The organism is Streptomyces sp. NPDC029164 (assembly GCF_055563995.1).
Window position 1 is genome coordinate 255,575 of sequence record NZ_JBVHWW010000004.1, and the last position, 25,317, is coordinate 280,891.

The window sequence follows — 25,317 nt, forward strand, 5'->3', positions numbered from 1 at the left end:
CATTAGAATTTGACCCAACACCCGGCTGACCCGCCGGGTGGTGACCCGAGGAGCCACCTTGGCTGCTGAGCTGCACGTCGAGCTGGTCGCGGCGGACCGCAATGTCTGGTCCGGCGAGGCCACCCTTGTTGTCGCCCGCACCACGTCCGGCGACATCGGCGTCATGCCCGGTCACCAGCCGCTTCTCGGTGTGCTGGAATCGGGCCCTGTGACCATCCGCACCAGCGAGGGCGGCACTGTCGTCGCCGCGGTGCACGGCGGTTTCATCTCGTTCGCGGACAACAAGCTGTCCCTGCTGGCCGAGATCGCCGAGCTCGCGGACGAGATTGACGTCCAGCGTGCGGAGCGGGCACTGGAGCGCGCGAAGGCGGAGGCGGACGCCGCCGCCGAGCGTCGCGCTGATGTCCGGCTGCGCGCCGTAACGGGCTGAACGCCCGTCGGAGTTTGAACCGCTGAGTACCGGGGGGCGACCGCCGGGACTCGGCAGACCTCAGCCGCGGTCCGTTCTGGAATTTTCCAGACCGGGTCGCGGCTGAGGCGATGCAGGTCTGTTTTTTCTCATGCGGTATTCGATGAGCGAGGAGGTCGGTGAAGATGCTCCTCGCTCTGCTTGTGAGCGGCCTGGTTGTAGCCCTGGTGGTGATCGGGCTGTTTGTCTTCGGGCTGCGCCGCAGGCTCATCCAGCGGTCCGGCGGGACCTTCGACTGCAGCATGCGCTGGGGCGTGGCCGACAAGCCCGACGTCTCCGGCAAGGGCTGGGTGTACGGGGTCGCGCGCTACAGCGGTGACCGGATCGAATGGTTCCGGGTGTTCTCGTACGCGCACCGGCCGCGCCGGCTGCTGGAGCGGTCCTCCATCGAGGTCGTCGCCCGCCGCGCCCCGGAGGGCGAGGAGGAGCTGGCCCTGCTCTCCGACGCCGTCGTGCTCGGCTGTGTCCACCGCGGGACCCGCCTGGAGCTGGCGATGAGCGAGGACGCGCTGACCGGGTTCCTGGCCTGGCTGGAGGCCGCGCCTCCGGGGCAGAGGGTGAACGTGGCCTGAGGCCTTCAGGACGTGAAGAAGCCGGGGAGACGGGGGCGGACCCGTCTCCCCGGCTTCCGTCTTTTACTGCAGCCCGGTGTGGATGGCGTTCGCGAGCTCACCGTTCGTGGTGTCCCCGCTGAACTCCCAGAAGAAGGCTCCCTTGAGGCCCTGCTGCTTGGCCCAGGTCATCTTCCCGGCGATGGTGGCGGGGGTGTCGTAGCTCCACCAGTTGCTGCCGCACTTCGCGTACGCCGTGCCGGCGATCGTGCCGGTGGCCGGGCAGCTGGTCTTGAGCACCTTGTAGTCCTCGATGCCCTGCTCGTACGTGCCAGGGGCGGGGCCGGTGGCGGTGCCGCCGGGGGCGGCCTGGGTGACGCCGGTCCAGCCGCGGCCGTAGAAGCCGATGCCGAGGTTGAGCTTGGCGCCGGGGACGCCCTTGGCCTTCAGCTTGGCGATGGCGTCGGCCGAGTTGAAGCCGGCCTGCGGGATGCCCGCGTACGAGGTGAGCGGGGAGTGCGGGGCCGTCGGGCCCTGCGCCGCCCAGGCACCGAAGAAGTCGTACGTCATGACGTTGTAGAAGTCGACGTACTGCGCGGCGCCGCCGTAGTCGGCCGCGTCGATCTTGCCGCCGCTGGAGGCGTCGGCGGTGATGGCGGCGGTGACCAGGTTGTTCGCGCCGAACTTGGCGCGCGTCGCCTGCATCAGGTTCTTGAAGGCGGCCGCGCCGCTGGTGTCACAGGACAGTCCGCAGGCGTTCGGGTACTCCCAGTCCAGGTCGATCCCGTCGAAGACGTCGGCCCAGCGCGGGTCCTCGACGAGGTTGTGGCAGGACTGGGCGAAGGCGGTCGGGTTGGCCGCGGCCTGCGGGAATCCGCCGGACCAGGTCCAGCCGCCGAAGGACCACAGGATCTTGATGTTCGGGTAGGCCTTCTTCAGCTTGCGCAGCTGGTTGAAGTTGCCGCGCAGCGGCTGGTCCCAGGTGTCGGCGACGCCGTCGACGCTCTGGTCGGCGGTGTAGGCCTTGTCGTAGTCGGCGTAGGCGTCACCGATGGTGCACTGGCCGTTCTGGACGTTGCCGAAGGCGTAGTTGATGTGGGTGATCTTGCTCGCGGTACCCGAGGTGACCAGGTTCTTCACGTGGTAGTTGCGCCCGTAGACGCCCCACTCGGTGAAGTAGCCGAGCTTGACCTTGCCGCCCGCGTCCGGGGGCTGGGTGCCGCCGGCCGTCGTGAACGACCCGGTCACCGACGGGGCGCCGGTCTGGTCGATCGTGTCGCGCGCGACCACGTGGTAGCCGTACGTGGTGCCCTTGGTCAGGCCCGTCTGGGCGTAGGTGGTGCCGGTGACCGTGGCGATCTTGGCGCCGTCGCGGTAGACGTCGTAGTTCTTGATGCCCTTGTCGTCGGTGGCGGCGCCCCAGCTCAGCGTCAGCGAGGTCTCGGTGATGTTGGAGGCGGACGGGGCGCCCGGGGACGAGGGGGGAGCGTCGCCGGGCTGGGTGGAGCCGTCACAGGAGGCGCCGTTGATCTTGCAGCCGGTGGGGGAGCCGCCGCCGGCGCCGTTGAAGCCGAAGCTGGCGCTCGCGCCGGGGGCGAGGGTGCCGTTCCAGCCGACGTTCTTGGCCGTCCAGTGGGTGCCCGAGCTGGTGACGGTGGCGTCCCAGGCCGAGGTGACCGAGGTGCCGGCCGGGTAGTCCCACTCCACGGTCCAGCTGGTGAGGGTGGTGGTGCCGGTGTTCTTCACCACCCACTTGCCCTCGAAGCCGGTGCCCCAGTCGGAGACCTTGGTGTACGTCGCGGTCGCCGCGGCGGCCGCCTGGGCCGGGGCGGCGAGTACGACGAGCCCGGTGACGGGCAGGGCGAGCGCGGCCACGATCGCCGCGACGCGGGTGAAGAACCGGGTGCGCCTGGTGCGGGGTGGGGATGCTGTGCTCAAGGGTGATCCTCCGTAGGTCCGTCTCGGTCGTGGGGGACCTCGACATGGGGGTGGGACCTGCGCCGCCCGTGAGCACGCTTTGTCATGGCACGCTCACCACAGTGTTGCGGCGAGCGTAGAAAGGTCTGGACCAACCGTCAAGAGGTCCAGACCGGTCCGCGCATGGCCGCCCGGAGCCCGGGCTATATCCCCAACTCCTGCGCCAGCACCGCGGCTTGGAGTCGGCTGCGCAGTTCCAGCTTGCCGAGCAGGCGACTGACGTGCGTCTTCGCCGTCGCTTCCGCCATCTCCAGCCGCTGGGCGATCTCCGCGTTCGACAGGCCCTCGCCCAGCGCGCTCAGCACCTCCCGCTCCCGCGGGGTCAGCGAGGCCACCGCCGCGGCCGTCTCCGGCGCCGGGGTGGCCCGGGCCGGCCGGGGCGCCGCGAACTCGGCGATCAGCCGCCTCGTCACCGCCGGGGCGATCAGCCCCTCCCCGCGCGCGACCGTCCGTACCGCCTCGATCAGCTCCGCCGCGTCCGCGTTCTTCAGGAGGAAGCCCGCGGCTCCCGCCCGCAGCGCCCCGAAGACGTACTCGTCGAGGTCGAAGGTGGTCAGCACCAGCACATCGGCCAGCCCCTCCGCGACCACCTGACGCGTCGCGGACACCCCGTCCAGCCGGGGCATCTGCACGTCCATGAGCACGAGGTCCGGCCGCAGCTCCCGGGCCAGGCGCACCGCCTCCTCCCCGTCGCCGGCCTCGCCCACCACCTCGACGTCCCCCGCGCTGCGCAGGATGAGCACCAGCCCGGCCCGCACCGCGCTCTGGTCCTCCGCCACCACCACCCGGATGGTCATGCCTCCACCGCCTTCTCCTCCGCGGGCAAGGTCGCCCGCACCTGCCACACCGCGCCGGACCGGCCCGCCGTGAACGCTCCGCCCAGCAGCTCCGTCCGCTCCCGCATGCCGATCAGCCCCGCGCCGGAGCCGGGCGCGCGGGGGCCCGGCCGGTCCCCGTAGGGAGAGTCCACCCCCACGGTCAGCAGCCCGTCCGTGTGCGCCACGCGGATCGTGACCGTGCCCGGGGCGGCGTGCTTGAGCGCGTTGGTGAGCGATTCCTGCACGATCCGGTACGCCGCCAGCTCCACGGGGGCCGCCGCGGACTCCCCGGACGGCCGCTCGTCGTGGAGTACGAAGGTCAGCCCGCTCGCCGAGCCGTTGGTCCGGGCCTGCGCGATCAGGGCGTCCAGGCCGTGCAGCGAGGGCACGGCGACCGGCGCCTGGTCACCGCCGGCATCCCGCAGGAGCCCGATCAGACGCCGCATTTCGGCCAGCCCCTGCACGCTGTTCTCGCGGATCACGCCGAGCGCGTCGCGGCTGGTCGCGGCCGTGTCGATGGAGAGCGCGGCGGTGGAGTGGATGGCGATGGCGGAAAGGTGGTTGGCCACCATGTCGTGGAGCTCCCGGGCCATCCGGGCACGCTCGGCGGCCACGGCCTGACTACGGTCCATCTCGGCCAGCAGCGCGGTCTGCTCGGCCCGCAGCCGGGCGGCCACGGCGGCCTCGCGGTGGTTGCGCAGGGTGGCGCCGGTCAGGGCCGGGCCGAAGCTCACGATGCCGGTGATCACGCCGATCAGCAGGGCCTGCGGGGTGCGCAGCCAGGCCACCGAGGCGATGGTGACCACGATGGTGATCAGGCCGGTGGTGACCGGGAGCCGCCGGGCCATGGCCGGCTTTCCGTACACGACGGCGGCGTACATCAGGTCGGTGAAGATCACGACGGTGGCGAGGCTGCCGACCGTGAACTGGTCGGCGACCACCCCGAGGGTGCCGACGGCCAGGGTCAGATTCGGCTTGGTGCGGCGCAGCAGCTCCATCGAGCCGAGGGCCACGAGCGGGACCAGGGCCGCCCAGGCCGGCAGGAAGTCGCGGCCGGGGCTGCTGTAGACGCCGAGCGACCAGAAGGCCAGGCCCGCGACCGTGCTGACCACCGCGAGGAAGACGTCGTCACGGTGGGGGCGCAGGCTCTTCTCGGTCACGGTCCCATCCAACAGGGTGCGCGGGCCGCGCACGTCGGCGGAGGGGCCGAGGTGCGGCTACATCGAAGGATGCAGGCCCACATGGTCAATGGCGACGACGAAACGGGCCCGGCCGGACGGGAGTCTGGAGGGAACGGAGAACCGAGCGGACGGAGAGTCCCGTGATCGTCGCCCTGATCATCGCGTGTGAGGTCGGCTTCTGGGTGCTGCTGGCGGCCGGACTGGCCCTGCGCTACCTCGCGCGGATGCCCCGGCTGGGGGCGGCGGTCCTGCTGTGCGAGCCGCTGATGGAGCTGGTCCTGCTGGTGGTGACCACGCTCGACCTCAAGAACGGCGCCGAGCCGGACTGGAAGCACGGTCTGGCCGCGCTCTACATCGGCTACACCGTCGGGTACGGCCACTACACGATCAAGTGGCTCGACGGGCACGCCGCCCACCGGCTGGCCGGGGGGCCCAAGCCGGCCGGCGCCGGGTACGGGAAGGCGCGGGCCGTGCACGAGTGGAAGCTGTGGGTCCGTACCGTCGTCGCGGCCGCCGTCGCCCTCGGCCTGCTCCAGGTGGCCATCTGGTACGTCGGCGACGCGGGCGACGTCAGCTCGCTCAAGGCGTGGCAGTTCGGCGCCCTGCGCGCGGCCGGCATCCACGCCCTGGTCGCCGTCGCGTACACGATCTGGCCGAAAAAGGCCCCCGCAGGCGTCGAGGAGCGGCCCGCGCTGGCGAAGGCCGGCCGATAGCGTCCTACCGCTCGCCGCCCGGCACCCACAGCACGTCGCCGACCTCCTTGTTGGCCACCCGGGCCAGGATGAACAGGAGGTCGGAGAGGCGGTTCAGGTAGGTGGCGGTCAGCGGGTTCATCACCTCGCCGTGCACCTCCAGGGCCGCCCACGTCGAGCGCTCGGCGCGCCGGACCACCGTGCAGGCCTGGTGGAGCAGGGCCGCGCCGGGCGCGCCGCCGGGCAGGATGAAGCTGCGCAGCTTCTCCACCTGCTCCAGGAAGAGGTCGCAGTCCGCCTCCAGCTTGTCGATGTAGAACTGCTCCACCCGCAGCGGCGGGTACTCCGGCTTCTCGACCACCGGCGTGCACAGGTCGGCGCCCACGTCGAACAGGTCGTTCTGCACGCGGACCAGGACCTTCACGACCTCCGCCGGCAGCCCGCCGAGCGCGATGGCCGTCCCGATGGCCGCGTTGGCCTCGTTGGCGTCGGCGTACGCGGAGATCCGCAGGTCGGTCTTGGCCGTGCGGCTCATGTCGCCGAGGGCGGTCGTGCCCGAGTCGCCGGTACGGGTGTAGATGCGCGTGAGGTTCACCATGCGGCCAGCGTAGACGGACCGCCCCCGGCCGCGGCGAGCCGGAGGACGGGTGAACTGGAGGGCCGGGCAGGGGTGCTGGGCCGTACCGGTGTGATGTCCGTCATCTGAGACGTGACGCGTGTTACTTCGCGGTCACACCGCACCGCCCGGGCGCTAGTCTCCGCCGGAGTGGCTACGAGGCCGTGCCGTATTCGAGACTGGTCATGTGAAGAACGTGGGGTGTGCAGTGGCTGGGAAGCTCGCCGTCATCGGTGCCGGACTGATGGGTTCCGGGATCGCTCAGGTCTCCGCTCAGGCGGGTTGGGACGTCGTGTTGCGCGACGTCACCGACGCCGCGCTGACCCGTGGCACGGACGGGATCAAGGCCTCGTACGACAAGTTCGTCTCCAAGGGCAAGCTGACGGCCGAGGACGCCGAGGCGGCGCTCGCGCGCATCACGACGACCACCGACCTCGACGCGGTGGCCGACGTGGACATCGTCGTGGAGGCCGCCTTCGAGAAGATCGAGATCAAGCACGAGATCTTCCGGGCCCTCGACAAGATCGTCCGTGAGGACGCGATCCTCGCCTCCAACACCTCCGCCATCCCGATCACCAAGATCGCGGCCGTGACGGAGCGTCCGGAGCGGGTCGTCGGCGCGCACTTCTTCTCGCCCGTCCCGATGATGCAGCTGTGCGAGCTCGTGCGCGGCTACAAGACGAGCGACGAAACCCTCGCCACCACGCGGGCGTTCGCCGAGTCCGTCGGCAAGACCTGCATCGTCGTCAACCGCGACGTCGCCGGCTTCGTGACGACCCGTCTGATCTCCGCGCTGGTCGTCGAGGCCGCCAAGCTGTACGAATCGGGCGTGGCGTCCGCCGAGGACATCGACATCGCGTGCAAGCTGGGCTTCGGCCACGCGATGGGACCGCTGGCCACCGCCGACCTCACGGGCGTCGACATCCTGCTGCACGCCACCAGCAACATCTACACCGAGTCGCAGGACGAGAAGTTCGCGCCGCCGGAGCTCATGCGCCGGATGGTGGACGCGGGCGACATCGGCCGCAAGAGCGGCCAGGGCTTCTACAAGCACTGAGGCCGGGCCAGCCACTGAGCACCACCGTTCGAATGTCTCCTTCACCCCTCAGGGTGAATTAGGTATCGGTTCGCTCACGGTCGGCAACTTCCCTGCCCGTGGGGCAGTCAGTTGAAGTGAGAGTTGCCGACCACGGACCAGTCGGACCATACGTACGCAGTACTGCCGGGAGTACACATGCACATCAGGGGCGACCACGCCGAACTCGCTGTCGGGGGCCGCCTCGACGTGCGCAGCGCGGCGGACGCCCGTACGGCCCTCCACACCGCGCTCGACGACGGCCACGGCGACCTCGTGCTCGACCTCACCGGGCTCGACTCCTGGGACGCGACCGGCCTCGGCGTGATCATGGGCGCGCACCGGAGGGCCGGCCGGACCGGCCGGCGCCTCGTCCTGCGCGGGGTGCCGCCCCAGATGCAGCGGCTGCTCGTCGCGACGCGCCTGCACCGGATCCTCGCCATCGAGGGCGGCCTGGAGGCGGAGTCCCTGCCCCGCGCCTGAACGGCAGGCCTCTGACCTTTGCATTTCCTGCGGAAACGTAACGGTCCGGTGGTGATCGCCCCCCTGCGGTTTCCCGGACCACCGGCCACGGTCTAGGGTTCGGGCGGAAACCGGACCAGGAGCGACCGCGGGTGCGCCGAGGCCGGGCGGTACGACGGCGAGGCGCGCGGCCCGCGATCGGGGGACTGGGTCATGGACCGTACACAGGGGCAGACCGAACAGGACGGGCAGTCCGCAGGCGGCTCCGCGCCGCCCGTGCCCGGATCCGGGCAGGCTCCGGCCGCGCCCGCCACGACCGCCGCGCCCACGCCCCACGGACCCGCGCGGGTCGTCACCCTCACCGCGGGCGATTTCACCCTCACCGTCAACCCGGTCGACGGCAGTGAGATCGAGCCGCTCCGCCCCGGCACCGAGCGGGGCCGCCCCGCCAAGCGCGACGCGGCCGCCCTTGCGGCCCGGGAGAGCGCGGCCCGGGTACCCGCCCTGCCGGGCCCCGGCGGCCTCATACCCTCCCTGCTCGGCCGCGAAGAGGAGCAGGAGCGCCTCGTCCGGCTGCTGGCACGGGGCCGGTCCGTACGGCTGACCGGGCCTTCCGGATCCGGCCGCAGCGTGCTGCTCGACGCGGTCGCCGCCCGGTGCGCGGGCCTCGCGCCCGACGGCGTCGTACGGCTCTCCGGGTACGGGCACCAGCAGCCCTCGGAACTCCTCCAGACGCTCTACGCGACCGTGTACGAGGCCCCGGGGGAGCGGCCCGAGCGGGACGAGCTCCTCGCCCGCGTGCGGGACATCGGCGCCATCGTCCTCCTCGACGACCTGGAGATGGGCGGTCCCGCCCTCGACGAACTGCTGCGCGCCACCCCCGAATGCGCCTACCTCCTCGCCACGTCCCCCGACACCCGCTCCCCCTCCGACGACTCGCACATCGAGGAGGTCTTCCTCACCGGGCTCGGCAAGGCCGACTGCGTGGAACTGCTCGAAGCGGGCGTCGGACGGCCGCTGACGGACGAGGAGACCGCCTGGGCGGGGGACCTGCGGTTCGCCTCCGAGGGGCTGCCGCTGCGCTTCGTACAGGCCGCCGCGCTGCTGCGGCAGCGGGACGAGCTCAACCACACCGCCGAGGACGACGACGAGGAGGAGCCCGGCGTCTTCGACGAGCGCCCCCGCGACCGCACGCAGGTGCCGCTGCCGACGCTCGCCGAGGGCGCGGCCCCGGCCGAACTGCTGGCCTCGCGGGTCAGCGAGTCGGCGCGGGCGGCCCTGCGGATCGCCTGCGCGCTCGGCGGGGAGCTGCCGCACCACGCGCACCTGCCGGCTCTGGTGGGGGACACCCACGCCGACACGGCGGTGGCGGAGCTGCTGGCCTGCGGGCTGCTGACGCCCGTCGGGACGCGCTACCGGCTGGCCGCCGGCGTCGCACGACAGCTGGAGGAGGCCGCGTACGGGGACACCGCCGCGGAGGAGGCCCGTACGGCCGCCCGGCACTACGCCTGGTGGACCGGGCACGCCTCGGTGACCCCGGAGCGGGTCGCGGCCGAGGCGGACGCGGTGCTCGCGGCGCTGGCCGGCGCCGACGTGGTGGCGGCGGTGCTGCTGGCGCGGACGGCGGCTCCGGCCTTCGCGGGCTCGCTGCACTGGGAGGCGTGGGAACGGGTGCTGCGCTCCGGAGCGGAGGCCGCGCGCAAGGCGGGAGAGGTCGCCGAGCAGGCGTACTTCCACCACGAGCTCGGCGTGCTGGCCCTGTGCGAGGGGCGCCTGGACCGGGCCCGGGCCGAGCTGGAGACCTCGATCGGGCTGCGCGGCGCGCTGGCCGACAAGCGGGGCACGGTGGCCGGGCGGCGCGCGCTGGCGCTGGTCGTGGACCGGGAGACGGAGGCGGCGTCGCCGCCACTGAGGCTGGAGGCACCAGCCGCGCCGGCGGCGGCTTCGGAGGCGCTGACGGTGGCGACCCCCGCCACCCCGGCCACCCCCGCCACCCCGGCCATCTCCGCCACCCCCTCAACCTCGGCGGCCTCGTCCGCACCGACCGGGCCGCTCGCCAAGGCCGCCCCGGCCGCGAACCGGCCGGCCCTCTCGACCCGCGTCGCCCCCGTGGTCCCGGTCTCCGCCGAGGCGGTGACGCGGATGACCCCGGTGGTGCCGGTGAACCGGAGCGGGGAGCCGCCCACGACGCTGTCGGAGGTGTTCGAGGACGCCTTCCCGCTGTCGCCCAAGCCGGAGGCGCCCGCCGCCCCGAAGGCCGCGCCCGCGCCGGACCGGCGCCCGGACCGGCGCCGGCTGGTGCTGCTGGCCGGGGCGGGAGCCCTGACGGTGGTGGCGCTGGGCACGGTCGTGGCCCTGGCGCTGGGCTCCTCGGACGACACCCCGGCGGAGCAGGGCCCGGCGGTCTCCTCGACCCCGTCGGCCGTGGCCCCGTCGACCGCCCGGGGCACCAGCGGGAACGATCCTGCTCCAGAGCCGCCGGCGGCCTCGGCCCCCGCGTCGGAGGCCGCGCAGCCGGGACAGAGCGCCGCCGCCCCGACCCCGGGCCGCACGCCGGGCCGGACCCCGTCGCGCCGCCCGTCCGCGACGCCGCCGAACTCCCCGCCGCCGTCGTCCGTTTCGCCCCCGCCGACCACCGCGGGGCCGTCCCCGACGCCCACCGAGACCACCGAGCCGTCGCCGACGGCGACCCAGGTGGTCACGGCCACCGCCGCCTCGCCCCCCGCGGGCCCGTGAACGCCGACGGCTCCGTCCCCGAAGGGACGGAGCCGTTGCGTCAGCGGTCGGTCGGTGGGCGGTCGGTCGGTGGGGCAGCCGGGCGCGGCCGGGGATCAGAACAGGCGGAGCTTGTCGTCCTCGATGCCGCGCAGCGCGTTGTAGTCCAGCACCACGCAGTCCATTCCGCGGTCCGTCGCCAGCACCTTGGCCTGCGGCTTGATCTCCTGGGCGGCGAAGATGCCCCGGACCGGCGCCAGGTGCGGGTCGCGGTTGAGCAGCTCCAGGTAGCGGGTCAGCTGCTCGACGCCGTCGATCTCACCGCGCCGCTTGATCTCCACGGCCACCGTCGCGCCGGAGGCGTCCCGGCACAGGATGTCCACCGGACCGATGGCCGTCATGTACTCGCGCCGGATCAGGCTGTAGCCCTCGCCCAGCGTTTCGATGCGGTCCGCCAGGAGTTCCTGGAGGTGTGCCTCGACGCCGTCCTTGATGAGTCCCGGGTCGGTGCCGAGCTCGTGGGAGGAGTCGTGCAGGACTTCCTCCATGGTGATGATGAGCTTCTCGCCCGCCTTGTTGATGACCGTCCACACCCCGGCGTCATCACCGCTCCCCTCCTTGAGGGTGCACGGGGGCGACATCCAGTTGAGCGGTTTGTACGCCCTGTCGTCCGCGTGGATCGAGACACTGCCGTCGGCCTTCACGAGGATCAGACGGGGTGCCGAGGGCAGATGGGCGGTGAGCCGGCCCGCGTAGTCGACGGAGCAGCGGGCAATGACGAGACGCATGGTCGGCAACGCTACTCGACGAGAAGGCCTCCACGCGATTCGCCCCTGAAAGCCCCCTTCGCGGATGGCGCGTTGTATGCGCATTCTCCTGGTGCGCCACCCATGGGGCGCCTACCGTGGTGAGCGGGAGGTGGCGGAGCGTGCACTCTGCGTCGCGACCTCCTTCCCTGCCCGTAAGACTCCGGCAACCCAATCAGCCGGGGTCGCGAGAGGAGAACCCATGTCGCTCGACGTCTCACCGGCCCTACTCGAACAGGCCGAGCGAGGCGAGGTCGACGAAGCCGCTTTCGTCGACTGCGTCCGGACCTCCCTGCCCTACGCATGGGAGATGATCAGCTCTCTGGTGGCCCAGCTGAAGGTGGACGGCGGACAGTTCGCCGACAACCAGACGCCGCCGCCCGACGAGCAGGCGCGGGGGCAGCTGTTGCGTGCCCTCGCGAGTGACGCGATACGGGGTGCCCTGCAGCGGCACTTCGGAGTGCGCCTGGCATTCCAGAACTGTCACCGGGTTGCGGTGTTCCCGCTCGACCCCTCGGTGGACGACCGGCTGGCCAAGTTCACTTCGATCCGCGGTCAGCTGCTCAACCAGTCTCCCGAACTGCGGGACTGCTAAGCAGTCCGGTCGATCTCAGCCGAGGCGGGGCAGGACCTCGACGCCGAGTCGTCGTACGTTCTCCTCCGTCGCGGCGAGATCGCCGGAGCCCTCCGTCAGGAGGGCGAAGCGCGTGATCCCCGTCCGTGCGGACGTGGCCGCCAGCCGGTCCGCCGCCACCTCCGCGGTGCCCACCGGGTGCAGGTCGCACAGCAGTTCCGTGTACGCGACCGGATCCCGCATCGCGCGCACCCGTCCGTCCACGGTCACGTGCGCGTCCAGGCCCTGCTTGAGCCAGCCCGGCATCGCCTTGAGCAGGGTCTCGCGGGCGTCCGCCGTGCGGTCCGCGAGCTGGCACACCCCGGCGGAGACGTGTCCCGCGCCGGCCACGTGCTCCCGCGAGTGGCCCGCCGCCAGCGCCGTGGCGCGCCACAGCGCGACCATCTCCGCCTTGGTCTCGTCCCCGCAGTGCATGCCGAGGAGCATCGGCAGCCCCCGCTGCGCGGCCAGCCGTACGGAGGCGGGAGAGGTGCACGCCACGATGACCTCGGGTCCCTGGCCGTCCCCGTCCAGGGCCTCCGACGGCCGCGGTACGACGGCCACCTCGCGGAAGCCGTACCGCTCGCCGGCGGCTCCCACCCGCGCCTCCGTCAGCCAGCGCCGCAGCAGGTCCAGGGCCTCCGGGAAACCGTTCTCGTACGAGTCCAGGCCGCCCCCGAACACCTCCAGGTCGACCCACGGCCCGCCGCGGCCGACCCCCAGGGTGAAGCGGCCGCCCGAGGTCACGTGCAGCAGCGCCGCCTGCTCGCCGAGGGCCACCGGGTGCGTGCTCGGCAGCACGCTCACCGCCGTGCCCACCCGAAGCCGCCGGGTCCGGCCGAGCAGCAGGGCCGCCAGGGTCACCGCCGAGGGGCAGACCCCGTACGGGACGAAGTGGTGCTCGGCGAGCCAGACCGAGTCGAGCCCGGCCTCCTCGGCCACCTCGGCGGTCCGCACCGCCCGGTGCAGTGCCTCTCCCTGTCCCTGGCCCGGGAACTGGGCCGCCAGTACAAACGCTCCTACGCGCATCGCCTTTACCCTCCTCGCGGCTGACGCGGCCTCCCCCCAGGTGGACCGGTTCTTCCTATGGCAACAACGTCTGACACGTGCCAAAGGCACGGGCTGACAGGAAAGTTATTGGGATTGTCGGGCCATTCCTCTTCGGACCGCAGCCTTCCTCAGCCACCCTGCGGGTACCCGGCCTCGCTGCGCGTAGTCTGGGAGAAAGTCACTGCCGTCCGCCCTTCCGTGAGGTATACGTGTCACCGCGCAACAACCGCCCCAGGGGCGGCGAGACCCCGGACGAACGCCCCGGCACCGGCCTCGACCGCTACGGGCTGGAGCGCACCGAGGAGTATCAGGGCGAGGACTGGAAGGTGCGGCACGTCGCCGGCGCCAGCGCGGCCGGCAAGCGCTACCGCTGCCCCGGCTGCGACCAGGAGATCCCCTCCGGCACCCCGCACCTGGTGGCCTGGCCGGAGTACGGCGGCGTGGACGACCGGCGGCACTGGCACAAGGCCTGCTGGAACGCGAAGGACCGCCGCACCTCGAAGGTGCAGCGGTCCCGTAACGCGCCGAGGTACTAGAACCCCCGGACGTCCTGGACGTCCTAGACGTCCCGGCGGCCGACCGACAGGTACGAGGCGGTCACCGCCGCGCCCGTCACCAGCACGATGAGCAGCACGTGCGACAGGACGCTGGGCGCCGCGCCCAGGTCGCCGCCCTCCTCCAAGCCGAAGAGCTGGCTCAGCGCCACCGGCACGTTGCGCTGGAGGATGGCCCGCCCGACGGGCGCCACGGCTTCCCAGCCGCTGAGCATGGCCCCTATCACCGGCGGCAGCGTGACCAGGCCGAGCATGACGGCGATCGCCCCGGCGGAGTGCCGCACCAGTGCGCCGATCGCGAGCGCGAGCACGCCGAGCAGGGTGACGTACAGGCAGCCGAGCAGCGCGCCGAACCACTCGTGGGCGGCGTGGGAGCCGGCCGCGGCACCGTCGTGGACGAGCGACGCGGCGATCCCGACCACGAAGACGGACAGCATGGTGGTGACGAGGGCCGTGGCGCTGAAGACGAGGTACTTCGCGGTGAGCACCCGGTAGCGGTCCGGGGCGGCGGTGAACGTGGTCCGCGCCAGCCCGGTGCCGTGCTCCGAGGTGATGGTCAGCACGCCGAGGACCATCACCGCGATCTCGCCGACCAGGAGGCCGAAGAGGGCGGGCGTGGTGAAGGTGATCCCCGCGTAGTCCTCGTCCGAGGTCTGCGAGACGAAGAGCAGCCCGACGCCCACGACGATGAGCACGAGCGAGCCCAGCGTCCACAGGGTGGAGCGGATGGAGATCAGCTTGGTCCACTCCGAGGCCACCGCGTGCCCCAGGTGCGGCCGCGGCGTGGGAAGGGAAGAGCTGTAGCTCCGCGGCCGCTCCGGCGTCGTGGTCGGCGGGGTCATCGTGTGTCCTCGGGGGATTTCTTGGCGGTGCTCGCGAGCTCGCCGGGATTGCCGGGCATGAGGAAGGGCTGCCCGCCCGCTCCGGGCGGCGGCGGCGCGAAGAAGCCCGTCCGCGGTACCTCCGGTGCCGCCGGTTCCTCCTCCCACGCCGGGAGGGTCAGCGGTTCGGGCTCCCAGAGCTCGGCCCGCGGGTCCTCGGTGGAGGTGTACTCGACAGCGGACTGGGTCATCCGCATGTACGCCTCCTCCAGCGAGGCGTGGTGCGGTGACAGCTCCCACAGCCGTACGCCGGCCCGGTGCGCGAGGTCCGAGATGCGGGACAGCTCCAGACCGGTCACGCGCAGTGCTCCGCCGGGCTCCTGGAGCACCCGGCCGCCCGCCTTGGTGAGGGCCGTACCCAGCGTCTCCCGGCCATTTGGATCAGTGTCGGCCGCGCGCACCCGAGCGAATCCGGCCGAGTTGTGCGCGATGAACTCCTGGGTGCCCATATCGGCCAGCAGCCGCCCCCGCCCGATCACGATCAGGTGGTCGGCGGTCAGCGCCATCTCGCTCATCAGGTGCGAGGAGACGAAGACGGTGCGGCCCTCGGAGGCGAGCCGGCGCATGAGGTTGCGGACCCAGAGGATGCCCTCGGGGTCGAGCCCGTTGACCGGCTCGTCGAACAGCAGCACCTGCGGGTCGCCGAGCAGGGCGGTGGCGATGCCGAGCCGCTGGCCCATGCCGAGCGAGAAGCCCTTCGTGCGCTGCCGGGCGGCGTCCTGGAGCCCGACCACGGCCAGCACCTCGTCCACCCGCTTCTCCGGGATCCCGGAGAGCTGGGCGATGGAGAGCAGGTGCGTACGGGCCCGGCGGCCGCCGTGCACGGCCTTGGCGTCGAGCAGGGCCCCGACGTGCCGCTGGGCGTTCGGGAGGTCCCGGAAGGGCCGGCCGTTGATCGTGACATGACCGGAGGTCGGCCGGTCCAGGCCCACGATCATGCGCATGGTGGTGGACTTCCCGGAGCCGTTGGGCCCCAGGAATCCCGTGACGTGACCCGGCTTGACCTGGAAGGACAACTGGTCGACGGCGGTCTTGGCGCCGTAGCGCTTGGTCAGGCCGACTGCCTCGATCATCTTGCTGCCCCTTACCAGGCCGGGACGACTTTCGCCCGCGTAAGGGTTAAGAGGATAACGAGCTTCCTCTGGTTCCGTCCCGGGCCGGATCCCTGAGCTGCCCCTGAGACCGACCCGGGGATCCCCCGTAGTACGTCGGCAGGAGGTCAGGCATCCCTCTTGCGGAGGACGGCGTAGCCCCCGAGTACCGCGGCCAGCGTCCAGAGGACCATGATCCCGAAGCCGCCCCACGGGCCGTACGGGGTCTCGGGAGACCCGAAGGCGTTGGGTACGACCTGCATGATCCGCGCCCCGGCGTTGCTCGGCAGGTACTGGCCGACCGTACGGGTCGCCTCGAAACCGTTCAGGAGGTTCGAGACGATCAGGAAGAACGGGATCAGGATGCTGATGGCGGCGACCGAGCTGCGCAGCATGGTCGCCACGCCCATGCAGAACAGGGCGAGCAGCGCCAGGTACAGCGCGGCGCCGATCAGGGCGCGCAGCACGTTCTCCTCGCCGAGGCCGATGCCGAGGTCACCGAGGAGCGCCTGGGTGAGGAAGAACGACACGAAGCTGGTCAGCAGCCCCACGGCCAGGGCCAGCGTCGTCGCCACCGCCATCTTGCCGAGCAGGAAGTGCCCGCGGCGCGGTACGGCGGCCAGTGAGGTGCGGATCATGCCCGTGCTGTACTCGGTGCTCACGACCATCACACCGAAGACGATCATCGCCAGCTGACCGAACTGCATCGAGGCGAAGCTCATCGCGGTGGGATCGAAGGTGGCCTGCTGGGCCGGATCCAGATTGTTCTGGTCGAACGTGGCGCTGAACAGCGCGGCGAAACCCGCGGTGACGAGGAAGACGAGGGCGAGGGTCCAGCTGGTGGAGGCGACCGTGCGGATCTTGGTCCACTCGGACTTGAGGACGGCGTTGAAGGCCATGGTCACTCGCCGCCCTTGCGCGTCGCCTCGTAGGCGGCGCCCCAGGCGGGGACGTCGGCCGGCCGGGCGGGGTTGTCGGCGGCCATGCCCGGGGGGACCGGGGCGCCGGGTGCGCCCGGTGCGTGGGCGTGGTATTCGACGGAGTCGGCCGTCATGCGCATGAACGCTTCTTCCAGTGAGGCCCGTTGCGGGCTGAGCTCGTGCAGCACGATCTGGTGCCGGGCGGCGAGCTCGCCGAGCTGTTCCGCGCTCGCTCCGTCGATCTCCAGCGTGCCGGTGGCGGGGACGCTGACGGCGTTGATCCCGGCGTCGTGCAGGACGTCCTTGAGCCGTTCCTGCTGCGGGGAGCGCAGCCGGACGTAACTGCGGGAGTTCTGCTGAATGAATTCGGCCATCGACAGATCGGCCAGAAGCCTCCCTTGACCGATGACGACCAAATGGTCTGCGGTCAGCGCCATTTCACTCATCAGATGGGAGGACACGAAGATCGTCCGTCCCTCTGCCGCCAGGCCCTTCATCAGATTGCGGATCCAGAGAATTCCCTCCGGGTCCAGACCATTGACGGGTTCGTCGAACATCAGGATTTCCGGATCGCCCAGCAGTGCGGAGGCGATTCCCAGCCGCTGGCCCATGCCCAGCGAAAATCCTTTGGACTTCTTCTTCGCCACGGCCGTCAGTCCGACCAGGTCCAGTACCTCGTCGACCCGGTTCTGCGGGATCTCGTTCGACTGGGCCAGACAGAGAAGGTTGTTGTACGCGCTGCGGCCGCCGTGCATGGCCTTCGCGTCCAGCAGCGCCCCGATGTGCTTCAGCGGTTCCGGCAGCTCGCGGTAGTGCTTCCCGTCGATCCGGACCGTCCCGCTGGTCGGATTGTCGAGGTCGAGCATCATGCGCATGGTCGTGGACTTCCCTGCCCCGTTGGGGCCGAGGAAGCCGGTCACCACCCCCGGTCGGACCTGGAAGCTGAGGTTGTCCACGGCGGTCTTCGCGCCGAATCGTTTGGTAAGTCCCTCTAGCTCGATCATGCGGCCACGCTAGAACGCCCGAGGGCCCTACGCCACCTCGAAAAGGTGACACAGGGCCCTCGGTCGGGCCAAGCACGTGTGACGGGTTTCGACCCGCCGGTCCTCAGCGGCTCTGCTGCGCCGGGACGCCGCGGCTGACCGGCTCGTCGTCCACGATCGGGTTGGCCGCGGCGACGGCCGCACCGGTGAGCGTCGCCAGCATCTCGCGGACGTTGGTGAGCTGCGCGTTGATCGAGTCGCGGCGGTTGGTGAGCGCCGCCAGCTCGCGCTCGGACTCGCTGCGGATACGGTCCGCCTTGGCGTTGGCGTCGGCCACGATGTCCTCGGCCTGGCGCTGCGCGGTCTCCACCGTCTGCCGGGCGCGGCGCTCCGCGTCCGTACGCAGCTTCTCGGCCTCCAGGCGCAGCTGCTCCGCGCGGTGCTCGATCTCGGCGAGGCGCTTCTCGGCCTTGGCCTGACGCGAGGCCAGGTCGCGCTCGGACTGCTCGCGGCGCTTGGCCAGGTTGGTCTCGAAGTCCGCCGCGGCCTGGGCGGCCTTGGCGCGGGTCTCCTCGAACAGCGCGTCGGCCTCCTCGCGCTTGGAGGCCGCGTCCTTCTGGGCCTCCGCGCGCAGGGTCGACGCGTCGCCCTTCGCCTTCTCGACGATGCGGACGCCCTCGTCCTCCGCCTTCGACTTGCGGTCGGCGGCGAACGACTCGGCGTCGTTGCGCACCTGCTGGGCGGCCGACTCGGCGAGCTCGCGGTGCTGCTCGGCCGCGCGACGGGCCTCCTCGCGCAGGTCCTTCGCCTCTTCCTCGGCCAGCCGCAGGATCTTCTCGACCCGGGCGCCGAGACCGGCGTACGACGGCTCGGCGTCGTTCACCTGGGCCTGGGCGTTCTGCGTCTCGAGGTGCAACTCCTCGATCCGCTTTTCCAGAGAGTTGATACGTCCAAGGGCGCTGTCGCGGTCGGAGACCAGCTTGGTAATGCGGTCGTCCACCTGACCACGGTCGTAACCACGCCGCACGAGCTCGAAGCCGAAGGGGGAGGAAGTGTCGCTCATGGGGTTCCTGTCGAATGAGACCGATGAGGTGCTACGTGAGGTGTTAAGGGGAATCCTAGGCGCCCAAGCGGCGTGTCATCGAGTCAATCCGCGTTTGATCTGGACAATGACACCCCTTTTGAGTGGCAAGGCGACAGAATGCTTGTCACTCGTTCGCCTGAACCTCCATCAGGTGGACACATCCCCGTCCCGTTTGCTAGCCCTCTGACGTCTTGCCACCCGAACGAGTGGATCCTGCGGTCACTCCGGCCTTCACGCCCCCCGCGCCCTGGCCGCCGACCGTCGGCTTCCCGCCGCCCGAAGGCGCCTCGAATGATTCCAACGCCTCAAGAACGTCCTGGACACGGGAGATCTCCGCCTGAATGTCCTCGCGCCGGCGCACCAGGACCTCCAGCTCACGGCGGCCCTCGTCGACGAGGCGTTCGGCCTCCGCCTTGGCCTCCGCGAGGGCGCTCTCGGCCTGCCGCGTCAACTCCGCCTTCTTCTGCTCGGCCTCCTTGAGCAGCGCCTCCGCCTTGCGCACCGCCGCGATGCGCACCTTGCCCGCCTCGCTGCTCGCGTCCGACACCAGGGCCTTGGCCTTCGCCTCGGCCTCGACGCTCTGCTCGGTCGCCGCCCGCACCAGCTTGTCCACGCGCTCGCCGGCCGACTTCATCTGCTCGGCCGATTCCCGGCGGGCCCGCTCGTGCAGCTCCTCGACCTCGCCCTCGACGCGGCCGCGCAGCTCCTCCGCCCGCTCCCTTATGGCAGCGGCGTCCGTGCGCGCGCCGACCAGCAGCTCGTCCGCGTCCGTCCGGGCCTTCTCCACCATGGAGTTGCCCTCGACGGTCGCCTCCGAGGTGATCCGCGCCGCCTCCTTGCGCGCCGCGTCGACCATCGCGTCCGCCTGCTCCTCGGCCGCCGTGGTGGCGGCGAGGGCCTGCTGCCGCGCGTCGCCCGTGAGCTTGTCGGCCTCCGCGGAAGCCTCCGTGATGAGCCGGTCGACCTGCTCCGCCGCCTCACTGCGGCGCTTGTTGGCCGCCTCACGGGCCTCGTCGAGCAGCCGCTCCGACTCCGTACGGGCCTCCGTGCGGATGCGCTCCGCCGCGGCCGCCGCCTCCGCCTTGACCCGCTCGGCCTCCGAGCGGGTACGGGTCGCGTGCTCCTGCGCCGACGACAGCGCCTCCGACGCGTCCGCACGCAGCCGCTCGGCCTCGCCGGCCGCCTCGCCGACGGTGCGCTCGTTGTCCTTGCGGGTCCGCTCGGTGAGCTTCTCCGCCTCGGACGCGGCCTCGGCGATGAGCCGGTCCGCCTGCCCGGCCGCCTCGGTGCGCAACCGGTTCGCCTCGGCGCGCGCCTCGTCGAGCGTCTGCTCGGACTCCCGCTCCGCGCTCGCCAGCGTCTCGTTGGCCGCGACGGTGACGCGGTCCGCCTCCGCGGTGGCCTCGCCGATGATCCGGCCGCCGTCCGCGCGGGCGTCGTCCAGGACCCGGGCCGCCTCGGCGCGCAGCCGCTCGGCCTCCGCCGCCGCCTCGCCGACCGTGGCCTCGTTGGCCACACGGGTCTCTTCGATGAGCCGGTCGCCCTCGGCACGCGAGTCGAGAATGATCCTCGCGGCGTCGCGTTCGGCGCTCGCCAGGGTCTCGGCCGCCTGCGCCTTGAACCGTGCCGCGTCCTTGCCGAGCCGCTCGGCCCGAGCCGTCGCCTCGCCCACGGTGACCTCGTTGGCCGCCCGGGTCTCCTCGATGAGCCGGTCCGCTTCCGCGGAGGCCTCGGTGATGAGCCGGTCGACCTGCTCCGCCGCCTCGGTCCGCAGCCGGTTGCCCTCGGCGCGGGCCTCGTCCAGGATCGCCGCGGCCTCGACGCGGGTGGCCTCCGCCGCCCGCGCCGCCTCGGTCGTGATCCGCGAGGCCTCCGCCTCGGCCTCGGTGACCGTGGCCGCGTTCGCCGCGAGGGTCTCCGCGGTGAGCCGCTCGGCCTCCGCCGTCGCCTCGGCCGTGATCCGGGCGCCCTCGGCGCGCGCGGCCTCCAGGGACTCCGCCGCCTCGCCGCGGATGCGGTTCGCGTCGTCCCGGGCATCGGCCCGGGTGCGCGCCGCGTCCCGCTCGGACGCGGCCAGCGCGTCCGTGGCCTCCGTACGCACCCGCTGCGCGTACTCGGCGGTGTCGCCGCGCAGTTGCTCCGCCTCGGCGATCGCCTCGCCGACCGTCCGCTCGGCCAGCGCCTTCGCCGCGTCCGTCTCGGCGCGCGCCTCGCTGCGGATCCGGTTGGCGTCCTCGGTGGCCCGCTCCCGCTCCGCGTAGGCGTCGGAACGGACCCGGCCGGCCTCTTCCTCGGCCTCCGCCTTCGTACGCTCCGCCGCGTGCTCGGCGGCGTTGCGCAGCCCGGCGATCTCCTCCTCGGCCTGCTCGTGCAGCCCGGCCACGGAGTCCCGTACCTGCTGGGCGGTGGCCTCCGCCGCCGACACCAGCTCCGACGCGCGGCGCTCGGCCTCCTCGGTCAGGCGGGCCGCCTCGGCCTGCGCCTCCTCCGAGCGGCGGCGGGCCGCGGCCAGCAGCTCCTCGCTCTGCTCGCGGGCCTGCGCCCGCTCCTGCTCCGCGTCGGTCCGGGCCGACGCCAGGGTCTCCTCGGACTCCCGGCGGCGCCGGGCGGCCTCCTCCTGCGCGGCGGAGAGGGCCTCCGCGGCCTCCGCGGCGACCCGCTCGGCCGCCGCCTTCGCCTCGGCGCGCAGCCGGTCCGCGGTCTCCTGTGCCTCCGAGCGCACCCGCTCCGCCTCGGCCTCGGCCTCGCCGCGCAGCCGTACGGCGACCTGCTCGGCCTCCGCGCGCACCCGCCCGGCGTCCTGCGCCGCGTCGGTGCGCAGCTGGTCTGCCTCCGCCTCGGACTGCGACTGCAGGGTGCGGATCCGCTCGGCCGACTCGGCGCGCAGCCGGTCCAGCTCCTCCGCGGTCTCCCGGCGGATGTTCTCCGCCGCCCCGCGGGCGTCGCGCAGCGTCTGCTCGGCCGTCGTCAGCCGGCCTTCGGCGTCGGTGTGCAGCCGTACGAGCTCCTCGTCGGCCTCCGCCCGCCGGGCGGCCACCGCCTGCTCGGTCTCCTCGCGCCGCGCGAGGGCGGCCGCGTCCGCCTCGGCGCGTACGGCCTCGGCCCGCTCCTCGGCCTCGGCGCGCAGCCGCTCGGCCTCGGCGCGGGTCCGCTCCAGGGTCTCCTCGGCCTGCTTGCGCAGGGCGCCGGCGCGCTCGACGGCCTCGGCGCGGACCCGCTCGCTCTCGGCGGTCGCCCCGCCGCGCAGCTCGTCCGCGTCCGCCTTGGCCTTGCCGAGCAGCTCCTCGGCGGTCCGGGCCGCCTCCTCGATCTGCTGGACGGCCTCGCGGCGCGCCTCGCCGCGGATCCGCTCGCCCTCGGCGACGGCCTCGGCGCGCAGCTGCTCGGCCTCGCCGCGCAGCCGCCGGGCCTCTTCCTGGAGTTCGACCGTGCGGGCCCGGTACTCCTCGGTGTCGTCCTTCGCGGCGCCCTTGAGCTCGTCCGCGGTGGCCGCGGCCTGCAGGCGCAGCCGGTCGGCCTCCGACTCGGCCTCGCGGCGGATCCGCTCGGCCTCCTCGGACGCGGCCCGGGTGGTGGCCCGGGCGTCCTCCGAGGCCTTGTTCAGTACGTCCTCGGCGGTGCGGGCGGCCTTCGCCAGCTGCGCCGCCATGTCCTCGGCCGCGGCCGTACGGGCCTGCTCGCCGGCCTCGGTGCGCTGCCGCTCGGCGTCCGCGCGGGCGTCCGCCAGGGCCTGCTCGGCCTCCGTCTTGAGGGCCTCGGCCTCCTTGGTGGCCTCGCCGACCAGCCGGGCGACCTGCTCCTTGGCGGTGCGGGTGCGCTGCTCGTTGACGGATTCCGCCGACGCGAGCTGGCGGGCCGCGCTCTCCTTGGCCTCGGCGAGGACCCGTTCGGCCTCGGCCCGGGCCTCGCGCAGCGCGGACTCGGCCTCCTGCGCGCGGGACTCGGCCACCCGGCCGAGGTCCATGGTCTGCTGCCGGGTCTGCTCGGCCTCGGCGGAGGTGGTGGAGCGCAGCCGCTCCGCGTGGTCGGTGGCCTCCTGGGCCTGCGCGGAGGCGGCGGTCAGCAGCCGCTCGGCCTCCTTGCGGGCGCGCAGCAGGGTCGCCTCGGTCTCCGAACGGGCGGCCTCCGCGTCGGCGGCCATCCGGCGCCGGGTCTCCTCGGCGACCCGGGCGGCCTCGGCGCGGGCGGCGTTCAGGGACTGCTCGGCCTCGGCGCGGGACTCCTCCATGAGCCGGCGCGCCTGGGACTCCGTACGGGCGCGCAGCTGCTCGGCCCACGCCACGTTCTCGTTGACGTGCGCCTCGACGGTCTGGCGGCGCTCGTTGAGCTCCTGGTCCAGCCGCTGGCGGCGGTTGACGGCCTCGGCGTGCAGCTCGGCCTGCAGGCGCGCCTGGTGCTCGGCGTGCTCCTGGAGGATGCGCTGGGTCTGCGCCCGGGCGTCGCGCAGCTCGCGCTCGGCGTCGGAGCGCATCTGGTCGGCCTGGATCTGGGCATTGCGGAGCAGCTGCTCCGCCTGGTAGCCCATGTCCGCGCCGTCGTAGGCGGGGCGGGACGCCAGAGATCGGCGTACCTCGTGGAGCTTGGCGCGCAGCACCTCGACCTGGTATCCCAGGTCCTCAGCGTGCTGGACGGCCTTCCCGCGCTCCTTCTTCAGCCGCTCCATCTCGGCTTCGAAGCGCGAGAGATGGTCGGCCCCGGCCTGATGGCTCTCCTGGCTTTCGTAGCCCCGCACAGCGCGGTCCCATCCGTCCCCTGGTCGCAAGCTCACTCCCAAATGAGCATCGCTCGCCCGCTGAACGACGCCCCCGGGGGAATGGTGTCAGATACCGGGGCAGGGGTCACAGGCCCCGACCCCGTCTCCGCACCGAACCCCGGCCGAGCCATGGCCACTCTACCGGCCGGGGAATCGGGCCATCAGTGGTCCATCAGTGCTCGGGGTTGGAGGTGACCAGTTCGGTGAGGACGCCGTGGCAGTCCTTGGGGTGCAGGAAGGTGATCGAGGAGCCCATCGAGCCGGTGCGGGGCTGGTCGTAGAGGACGCGGACGCCCTTGCCGCGGATGGCCTCCGAGTCGCCCTGGACGTCATCGGTGCCGAAGGCGATGTGGTGGACCCCCTCGCCGTTCTTGGCCAGCCACTTGCCCACCGCGGAGTCCTCGCGGGTGGGCTCCAGGAGCTGGAGGTAGGAGGCGCCGCCGTCGGACGTCTCGTTGATCTTCAGCATGGCCTCGCGGACACCCTGCTCCTCGTTGACCTCGGAGTGGAACACCTCGAAGCCGTACGTGGCACGGTAGAACTCGACGGTTTTGTCCAGGTCGAAGCAGGCGATCCCGATGTGGTCGATTCTTGTCAGCATGGTGACAGTGCACCGCCGAAGGGGGTGGTCACGCAACGTGCGCGCGATCACACCGGCAGCCCGGTGACCGCTGCGGTACCGCCCAGTACATTCACGTAAACCCTCGTTCACTCCTCATCCAAGGGGCTGTGCCTCATGTCCGGATCGAACAACACCACTTCTGTGATCGTCGCCGGGGCCCGCACGCCCATGGGGCGGCTGCTCGGCTCGCTCAAGTCCTTCTCGGGTGCCGACCTCGGCGGCTTCGCCATCAAGTCCGCGCTGGACCGGGCCGGCATCTCCGGCGACCAGGTGCAGTACGTGATCATGGGCCAGGTGCTGCAGGCCGGCGCGGGCCAGATCCCCGCCCGCCAGGCGGCGGTCAAGGCCGGCATCCCGATGAACGTCCCCGCCCTCACCATCAACAAGGTGTGCCTCTCGGGCCTCGACGCGATCGCGCTGGCCGACCAGCTGATCCGCGCCGGTGAGTTCGACATCGTGGTCGCGGGCGGTCAGGAGTCCATGACCAACGCCCCGCACCTGCTGCCCAAGTCCCGTGAGGGCTTCAAGTACGGCGCCATCGAGATGCTCGACGCGATGGCCTACGACGGCCTCACCGACGCCTTCGAGAACATCGCGATGGGCGAGTCGACGGAGAAGCACAACACCCGCCTCGGCATCGAGCGCGCCCCGCAGGACGAGTTCGCCGCCGCCTCGCACCAGCGGGCCGCGGCCGCGCAGAAGAACGGCGTCTTCGAGGCCGAGATCGTCCCCGTGGAGATCCCGCAGCGCAAGGGCGACCCGGTGATCTTCTCGGCGGACGAGGGCATCCGCCCCGAGACCACCGTGGAGTCCCTCGGCAAGCTGCGTCCGGCCTTCGCCAAGGACGGCACGATCACCGCCGGCACCTCCTCCCAGATCAGCGACGGCGCGGCCGCCGTGGTCGTGATGAGCAAGGCGAAGGCCGAGGAGCTCGGCCTGGAGTGGATCGCCGAGATCGGCGCCCACGGCAACGTGGCCGGTCCCGACAACTCTCTCCAGTCGCAGCCGTCCAACGCGATCCTGCACGCCCTGAAGAAGGAGGGCCTGGAGGTCTCCGACCTGGACCTCATCGAGATCAACGAGGCCTTCGCCGCGGTCGCCGTGCAGTCAATGAAGGACCTCGGCGTGACCCCGGAAAAGGTGAACGTCAACGGTGGCGCCATCGCCCTGGGCCACCCGATCGGCATGTCCGGTGCCCGTGTGGTGCTGCACCTGGCGCTGGAGCTGAAGCGCCGCGGCGGCGGGACCGGCGCGGCCGCGCTGTGCGGTGGCGGTGGCCAGGGCGACGCCCTGATCCTCCGCGTCGCCAAGTAGGCACCGCCGGGGGGGGGGGGGGGGGGGGGGGGGGGAGGGGGGGGTGGGGGGGGGGGGACACTCTGCCCGCCGGGAAAAAAAGAGAGAGAA

General features: G+C 72.2%; 22 protein-coding genes. 9 read left to right on the forward strand and 13 right to left on the reverse strand.

What is annotated here, in order from left to right; all coding sequences use genetic code 11:
• The first annotated feature begins 58 nt into the window (after positions 1-58).
• Both ACZ4VT_RS06530 and ACZ4VT_RS06535 read left to right on the forward strand, forming a co-directional pair.
• Entirely contained in the window at positions 59-430 is a 372-nt protein-coding gene (locus ACZ4VT_RS06530) for a F0F1 ATP synthase subunit epsilon (protein WP_030708154.1), read from the forward strand.
• Between the two features lie 164 nt (positions 431-594).
• On the forward strand, positions 595-1,041 hold the full coding sequence (locus ACZ4VT_RS06535) for a DUF2550 domain-containing protein (protein WP_362800894.1): 447 nt from the start codon (positions 595-597) through the stop codon (positions 1,039-1,041).
• Positions 1,042-1,104: 63 nt separating this feature from the next.
• On the opposite strand, the gene ACZ4VT_RS06540 is transcribed toward ACZ4VT_RS06535, so the two are convergent.
• The 3 genes from ACZ4VT_RS06540 to ACZ4VT_RS06550 all read right to left on the reverse strand — a co-directional run bounded on the left by ACZ4VT_RS06540 (position 1,105) and on the right by ACZ4VT_RS06550 (position 4,975).
• Positions 1,105-2,958, reverse strand: coding sequence for a glycosyl hydrolase family 18 protein (locus tag ACZ4VT_RS06540; RefSeq protein WP_467947157.1), 1,854 nt, complete (start codon positions 2,956-2,958; stop codon positions 1,105-1,107).
• Between the two features lie 182 nt (positions 2,959-3,140).
• Complete coding sequence (locus tag ACZ4VT_RS06545; protein ID WP_351293219.1) at positions 3,141-3,794, reverse strand: response regulator transcription factor; 654 nt, start codon at positions 3,792-3,794, stop codon at positions 3,141-3,143.
• A complete protein-coding gene (locus tag ACZ4VT_RS06550; protein WP_467947159.1) occupies positions 3,791-4,975 on the reverse strand; it encodes a sensor histidine kinase in 1,185 nt (394 codons plus the stop codon). Before ACZ4VT_RS06550 ends, ACZ4VT_RS06545 begins: the two co-directional genes overlap by 4 nt.
• Before the next feature lie 161 nt (positions 4,976-5,136).
• Here ACZ4VT_RS06550 and ACZ4VT_RS06555 point away from each other — a divergent pair, with 161 nt between their 5' ends.
• Positions 5,137-5,709, forward strand: a complete 573-nt coding sequence (locus ACZ4VT_RS06555) for a hypothetical protein (protein ID WP_467947161.1) — start codon at positions 5,137-5,139, stop codon at positions 5,707-5,709.
• 4 nt (positions 5,710-5,713) lie between these two features.
• Here the strand turns inward: ACZ4VT_RS06555 and ACZ4VT_RS06560 are convergent, their stop codons facing one another.
• The gene (locus tag ACZ4VT_RS06560; RefSeq protein WP_467947163.1) at positions 5,714-6,286 is read right to left on the reverse strand and encodes a cob(I)yrinic acid a,c-diamide adenosyltransferase; all 573 of its coding nucleotides are present in this window, start codon (positions 6,284-6,286) and stop codon (positions 5,714-5,716) included.
• Between the two features lie 226 nt (positions 6,287-6,512).
• Between ACZ4VT_RS06560 and ACZ4VT_RS06565 the strand changes: the two genes are divergently transcribed.
• The 3 genes from ACZ4VT_RS06565 to ACZ4VT_RS06575 all read left to right on the forward strand — a co-directional run bounded on the left by ACZ4VT_RS06565 (position 6,513) and on the right by ACZ4VT_RS06575 (position 10,577).
• Positions 6,513-7,361, forward strand: a complete 849-nt coding sequence (locus tag ACZ4VT_RS06565) for a 3-hydroxyacyl-CoA dehydrogenase family protein (RefSeq protein WP_030708166.1) — start codon at positions 6,513-6,515, stop codon at positions 7,359-7,361.
• A 177-nt stretch (positions 7,362-7,538) separates the two neighbouring features.
• Complete coding sequence (locus ACZ4VT_RS06570) at positions 7,539-7,862, forward strand: STAS domain-containing protein (protein WP_467947165.1); 324 nt, start codon at positions 7,539-7,541, stop codon at positions 7,860-7,862.
• 192 nt (positions 7,863-8,054) lie between these two features.
• Entirely contained in the window at positions 8,055-10,577 is a 2,523-nt protein-coding gene (locus ACZ4VT_RS06575; protein WP_467947167.1) for an ATP-binding protein, read from the forward strand.
• A 95-nt stretch (positions 10,578-10,672) separates the two neighbouring features.
• Here the strand turns inward: ACZ4VT_RS06575 and nucS are convergent, their stop codons facing one another.
• Positions 10,673-11,344 carry an endonuclease NucS gene (gene nucS, locus ACZ4VT_RS06580; protein ID WP_467947168.1) on the reverse strand — a complete coding sequence of 224 codons (672 nt, stop codon included), beginning with the start codon at positions 11,342-11,344 and terminating at the stop codon, positions 10,673-10,675.
• Between the two features lie 220 nt (positions 11,345-11,564).
• Between nucS and ACZ4VT_RS06585 the strand changes: the two genes are divergently transcribed.
• Positions 11,565-11,957, forward strand: a complete 393-nt coding sequence (locus tag ACZ4VT_RS06585) for an SCO5389 family protein (protein ID WP_030660337.1) — start codon at positions 11,565-11,567, stop codon at positions 11,955-11,957.
• 15 nt (positions 11,958-11,972) lie between these two features.
• On the opposite strand, the gene ACZ4VT_RS06590 is transcribed toward ACZ4VT_RS06585, so the two are convergent.
• Positions 11,973-13,004, reverse strand: a complete 1,032-nt coding sequence (locus ACZ4VT_RS06590; RefSeq protein ID WP_467947170.1) for an LLM class flavin-dependent oxidoreductase — start codon at positions 13,002-13,004, stop codon at positions 11,973-11,975.
• Between the two features lie 230 nt (positions 13,005-13,234).
• On the opposite strand from ACZ4VT_RS06590, the gene ACZ4VT_RS06595 reads away from it, so the two are divergent.
• Positions 13,235-13,561, forward strand: coding sequence for an ATP/GTP-binding protein (locus tag ACZ4VT_RS06595; RefSeq protein WP_150259404.1), 327 nt, complete (start codon positions 13,235-13,237; stop codon positions 13,559-13,561).
• Between the two features lie 23 nt (positions 13,562-13,584).
• Here ACZ4VT_RS06595 and ACZ4VT_RS06600 read toward each other — a convergent pair whose 3' ends face one another.
• From ACZ4VT_RS06600 to mce, 7 genes are all read right to left on the reverse strand, one after another.
• Positions 13,585-14,421 (reverse strand): ABC transporter permease, encoded by an 837-nt coding sequence (locus ACZ4VT_RS06600; protein WP_467947172.1) that lies wholly within the window; start codon positions 14,419-14,421, stop codon positions 13,585-13,587.
• A complete protein-coding gene (locus tag ACZ4VT_RS06605; protein ID WP_467947174.1) occupies positions 14,418-15,533 on the reverse strand; it encodes an ABC transporter ATP-binding protein in 1,116 nt (371 codons plus the stop codon). The genes ACZ4VT_RS06600 and ACZ4VT_RS06605 overlap by 4 nt, the downstream gene beginning before the upstream one ends.
• A 146-nt stretch (positions 15,534-15,679) precedes the next feature.
• Positions 15,680-16,450 (reverse strand): ABC transporter permease, encoded by a 771-nt coding sequence (locus ACZ4VT_RS06610; RefSeq protein WP_467947210.1) that lies wholly within the window; start codon positions 16,448-16,450, stop codon positions 15,680-15,682.
• A gap of 2 nt (positions 16,451-16,452) precedes the next feature.
• Positions 16,453-17,475: an ABC transporter ATP-binding protein gene (locus ACZ4VT_RS06615; RefSeq protein WP_467947176.1), complete on the reverse strand. Its 1,023-nt coding sequence runs from the start codon at positions 17,473-17,475 to the stop codon at positions 16,453-16,455.
• A gap of 103 nt (positions 17,476-17,578) precedes the next feature.
• Positions 17,579-18,517 (reverse strand): coiled-coil domain-containing protein, encoded by a 939-nt coding sequence (locus tag ACZ4VT_RS06620; RefSeq protein WP_030708181.1) that lies wholly within the window; start codon positions 18,515-18,517, stop codon positions 17,579-17,581.
• A 196-nt stretch (positions 18,518-18,713) separates the two neighbouring features.
• Positions 18,714-23,270 carry a polarized growth protein Scy gene (gene scy, locus ACZ4VT_RS06625; protein WP_467947179.1) on the reverse strand — a complete coding sequence of 1,519 codons (4,557 nt, stop codon included), beginning with the start codon at positions 23,268-23,270 and terminating at the stop codon, positions 18,714-18,716.
• A 193-nt stretch (positions 23,271-23,463) separates the two neighbouring features.
• Positions 23,464-23,892 carry a methylmalonyl-CoA epimerase gene (gene mce / locus ACZ4VT_RS06630; RefSeq protein ID WP_467947181.1) on the reverse strand — a complete coding sequence of 143 codons (429 nt, stop codon included), beginning with the start codon at positions 23,890-23,892 and terminating at the stop codon, positions 23,464-23,466.
• Between the two features lie 135 nt (positions 23,893-24,027).
• On the opposite strand from mce, the gene ACZ4VT_RS06635 reads away from it, so the two are divergent.
• Positions 24,028-25,227, forward strand: a complete 1,200-nt coding sequence (locus ACZ4VT_RS06635) for an acetyl-CoA C-acetyltransferase (protein WP_467947182.1) — start codon at positions 24,028-24,030, stop codon at positions 25,225-25,227.
• Positions 25,228-25,317: the final 90 nt, after the last annotated feature.